This is a genomic window from Conyzicola sp. (assembly GCF_046714715.1).
In the GTDB taxonomy this organism is placed as follows: Bacteria; Actinomycetota; Actinomycetes; order Actinomycetales; family Microbacteriaceae; genus Conyzicola.
Map to the genome: position 1 here is coordinate 1 of NZ_JBKKAD010000148.1, position 4,185 is coordinate 4,185.

2 protein-coding genes and 2 pseudogenes are annotated in these 4,185 nt (G+C 65.0%); 2 read left to right on the forward strand and 2 right to left on the reverse strand.

Annotated elements, in window-relative coordinates; all coding sequences use genetic code 11:
- Positions 1 to 1,001, reverse strand: a pseudogene (locus ACLQ6X_RS10940) (transketolase); the annotation flags it as partial.
- Positions 1,002 to 1,298: 297 nt separating this feature from the next.
- Here ACLQ6X_RS10940 and ACLQ6X_RS10945 point away from each other — a divergent pair.
- Positions 1,299 to 2,219, forward strand: a complete 921-nt coding sequence (locus tag ACLQ6X_RS10945) for a heme o synthase (RefSeq protein ID WP_411700193.1) — start codon at positions 1,299 to 1,301, stop codon at positions 2,217 to 2,219.
- A 144-nt stretch (positions 2,220 to 2,363) separates the two neighbouring features.
- On the opposite strand, the gene ACLQ6X_RS10950 is transcribed toward ACLQ6X_RS10945, so the two are convergent.
- On the reverse strand, positions 2,364 to 3,263 hold the full coding sequence (locus ACLQ6X_RS10950; protein ID WP_411700194.1) for a COX15/CtaA family protein: 900 nt from the start codon (positions 3,261 to 3,263) through the stop codon (positions 2,364 to 2,366).
- Between the two features lie 333 nt (positions 3,264 to 3,596).
- On the opposite strand from ACLQ6X_RS10950, the pseudogene ACLQ6X_RS10955 reads away from it, so the two are divergent.
- Positions 3,597 to 4,185 (forward strand): annotated as a pseudogene (locus ACLQ6X_RS10955) (Fe-S cluster assembly protein SufB); the annotation flags it as partial.

Consider the following 4,185-nt stretch of genomic DNA (forward strand, 5'->3'; position numbering starts at 1 on the left):
GCTGCACTCCAGGCGTCGAAGGACACCTGCCATTCGGCGCGGTCGGCCGCCCCGCGATCGATGGCCTTCCGGGTGTGCTCGATGACCTCGTCCGCGACGAAGAAGTTCTGCTCGGGGTCGAAACCGAGCACCTCCTTGACCGCTGCGAGCTCTTCGGCGCCGAGGGCGGAGCCGTGGATCTTGCCGGTGTTCTGCTTCTTGGGGGCAGGCCAGCCGATGATGGTCTTCAGGATGATGAGCGACGGCTTGCCCGTCTCGGCCTTCGCGGCCTCGATGGCGTCGTTCAGCGCGTGGACGTCCTCGACGTACTCGCCGGTCTGCTTCCAGTCGACGACCTGCACGTGCCAGTGGTACGCCTCGTAGCGCGCCTTGACGTCCTCGGTGAAGGCGATGTTGGTGTCGTCTTCGATCGAGATCTGGTTCGAGTCGTAGATCGCGATGAGGTTGCCGAGCTCCTGGTGGCCCGCGAGAGAGGATGCCTCGCTCGTGACGCCTTCCTGGAGGTCGCCGTCGCCGGCGATCGTGTAGATGAAGTGGTCGAAGGGGCTCGTGCCGGGTGCTGCCTCGGGGTCGAACAGGCCGCGCTCGTAGCGGGCGGCGTAGGCGAAGCCGACGGCGGAGGCGAGGCCCTGGCCGAGCGGTCCGGTCGTGATCTCGCCGCCGTCGGTGTGGCCGTTCTGGGGGTGGCCGGGGGTGCGCGGGCCCCCGGTGCGCCGCGCCTTGAGGTCGTCGAGCTCGAGGCCGTAGCCACCGAGGTAGAGCTGAACGTACTGGGTGAGCGAGCTGTGGCCCACGGAGAGGATGAAACGGTCGCGGCCGATCCACTCGTTGTCGTTCGGGTCGCGGCGCATGACCTTCTGGAAGAGGAGGTAGGCGGCGGGGGCGAGGCTCATCGCGGTGCCAGGGTGTCCGTTTCCGACCTTCTCGACGGCATCCGCCGCGAGAATACGGGCGGTGTCAACGGCCTTGTTATCGATGGAATCCCATTGGAAAGCTGCCACGTGATTACTGACCCTTCATGTTGCACAGCAGAAAATCAGAGCGATCACTGCGGAGAGGTTGTGTTCGCTTGCCGTTGTCTCACTTATGGACAGTGACGTCATCGGCACTCCCGCGGGCAGCCCAGGCAATCTCGATCGTTCTGAGGTGTCGGGCTCGTCTGCCGTCGGGTGGCAAGCACATTCAAGTATAGGGAGTGCTGGGAGCGCCGTGCGGGGTCTGACGCCCGACACGCGACAGAGTCGCGGGCGGATGAGCGCTTAGAATTAGTCGAACTGCCCGTAGTCGTTAGAGGAGTCATGAACGTAGCCGTAGAGAGCCGACCCGCCACCGGGCGGATCGGATTTGCCCGTAAGGCAAGGGCCTACGTCGCGCTCACCAAACCGCGCGTGGTCGAGCTGCTGCTCGTGACCACCGCTCCCGTCATGGTGCTCGCGCAGGGCGGTCTGCCCGATCTCTGGCTGGTGATCGCCACCCTCATCGGCGGTTCGCTGAGCGCCGGCTCTGCCAGCGCGTTCAACTGCTACATCGACCGCGACATCGACCGCCTGATGAAGCGCACGCAGAAACGGCCGCTGGTCACCGGCGAGCTGACCGACCGCGAAGCGCTGGTTTTCGCCTGGATTATCGGCGTGGCATCCATCGTCTGGCTCGGCGTTTTCGCCAACCTGCTCGCTGCGGGGCTGTCGCTCGTCGCCATCCTCGTGTATGTGTTCGTCTACACGCTGTGGCTCAAGCGCCGCACCGAACAGAACATCATCTGGGGCGGTATCGCCGGCTGCTTCCCGGTACTCATCGGTTGGGCGGCCGTCACCGGCTCGCTCACCTGGGCTCCGGTCATCCTGTTTGCCGTCATCTTCCTCTGGACTCCTCCCCACTACTGGCCGCTCTCGATGAAATACCGTGACGAGTACCAGGCCGCGAGCGTCCCCATGCTCGCCGTCGTGCGCGGTCGCCAGATCGTCGGACTCCAGGTCATCCTCTACGCGTGGGCCACTGTCGCCTGCTCGCTGCTGCTCATCCCCGTCGCGAACATGGGAATCACGTACACGGTCGTCGCGACCGTGAGCGGCGTCTGGTTCATCTACGAGTCGCACCGCCTGTACAACCAGGCCATCCGCCACGAGACGGTGACGCCGATGCGCGTGTTCCACTCGTCGATCACGTACCTGACGCTGGTCTTCCTCGCCGTCGGCATCGACCCGCTGCTGCCCTTCTAGCTTCCAGCCGGTCGAGTTGGTCGCCGCGCGACCGTATGACATCACGTCGCCCGCGCGTTCGACAGGATCATCCGGCCCGCGCACCGTTCGAACAGGACCGATAGAGCCCGGCCGACCCGTTGCATCCTGTCGACGGGCGGCCTCCTAGAGCTGCGCGGCCGCCAGGCTTTCGGATGTCGCGTTCCGCACCGGCGCCTTGCCGCGCAGTGTCAACACCACGACGGTCATGGCACCCACGAGCACCGCCGCGAGAACCATGTGGATTCCGACAAGCAGCTCGGGGAGGCCGAGTCGCGCCTGCGTTATGCCCACGGCGATCTGCACCAGCTCGACGGCGAGCAGGATGAGTGTGAACCGGCGCGTGCGTGCCGACGCCCCCGGCAGGGTCAGGGCGCCGAGCACGAGCAGCACGGTGCCGGCGAGCGTCACGTAGGCGGGCCAGGAGTGCAGGTGTTGCAGCAGGTTCGTGTCGAGACCGTTGCGGGGGGTCGTGATGTCGCCCGCGTGCGGTCCCGAACCCGTGGTCAGGATGCCCACCACGACGGTGATGGCGACGAACAGCGAGGTCACGTGGGCGAGCATGCGGTACCAGGCCGGCATCAGGCGCGGTCCGCCGCCCGGCCCGTTGTAGACGCGGTAGACGAGCATCGACGTGAGCACCACCAGAACGACCGACACGACGAAGTGCAGGCCGACGATGTACGAGTTGAGCCCCGTGAGCACCGTGATACCGCCGATGACGGCCTGCAGGGGGATCGACAACCCCTGCAGCAGCGTGAGCACGAACAGGTCGCGGCGCTGCGCCCGGAAGCGGACGACCGAGAGGAAGGCGAGGATCGCGATGAGCACGACGACGCCGGTGAGTGCACGGTTGGTGAACTCGATCACGCCATGGATGCCCATCTCGGGGGTGTTGGTGAGCGAGCCGGGAACGCATTGCGGCCACGTGGGGCAGCCGAGGCCCGAGCCGGTGAGCCGCACGGCACCACCCGTGCCGATGAGGAGGATCTGCACGACCAGCGACGCCCAGGCGAAAAAGCGCACGCGCTCATCGACTGCGACGGGTAGAAGTGCGGCGAGTCGGGATCGGGCAGACACTGCGGCTTTCACAGCGGTTCCTCCTGTTATTTGCGAAGACTCCTTGTAAGATTGACAGGTTCGCAGAGCGCAACCCGTGCCGGGAGTCGATGAAGACGAGTGGTTCTGACCGATTCATCTGAGTCAGAAGCCGCAGTCCGGGTTCAAGTCTAAGCAAGTCGACGGTGGAGAAATCACACCCGCTTGCAAGGGCATACACGAGAAGTTTCCCGGCAAAAGGCTGCGCGACGGAATACCGATGCACCCACCTTGGTTGCCGCCGGTAGGAAAGAGGTAACTATGACTGACGTGCTGATCGATCGCCCGGAACTCAACAGTCTCGGACAGTATGAGTTCGGCTGGTCCGACTCCGACGCCGCCGGCGCATCCGCCCGCCGCGGAATTAACGAGGAAGTCGTCACCGACATCTCCGCGTTGAAGAACGAAGCCGACTGGATGCTCAAACTGCGCCTCAAGGGCCTCAAGCTCTTCGGCATGAAGCCGATGCCGACGTGGGGTGCCGATCTGTCCGGCATCGACTTCGACAACATCAAGTACTTCGTCCGCTCCACCGAGAAGCAGGCGCAGTCGTGGGAAGACCTCCCCGACGACATCAAGGACACCTACGAGAAGCTCGGCATCCCTGAGGCAGAGCGCAAGCGCCTGGTCTCCGGCGTCGCCGCGCAGTACGAGTCCGAGGTGGTGTACCACACCATCAACGCCGAGCTCGAAGCCCAGGGCGTCATCTTCATGGACACCGACACCGCGCTGCGCGAACACCCCGAATTCTTCGAGGAGTACTTCGGCACGGTCATCCCGTCCGGCGACAACAAGTTCGCCGCGCTGAACACCGCCGTGTGGTCGGGTGGCTCCTTCGTCTACGTGCCGC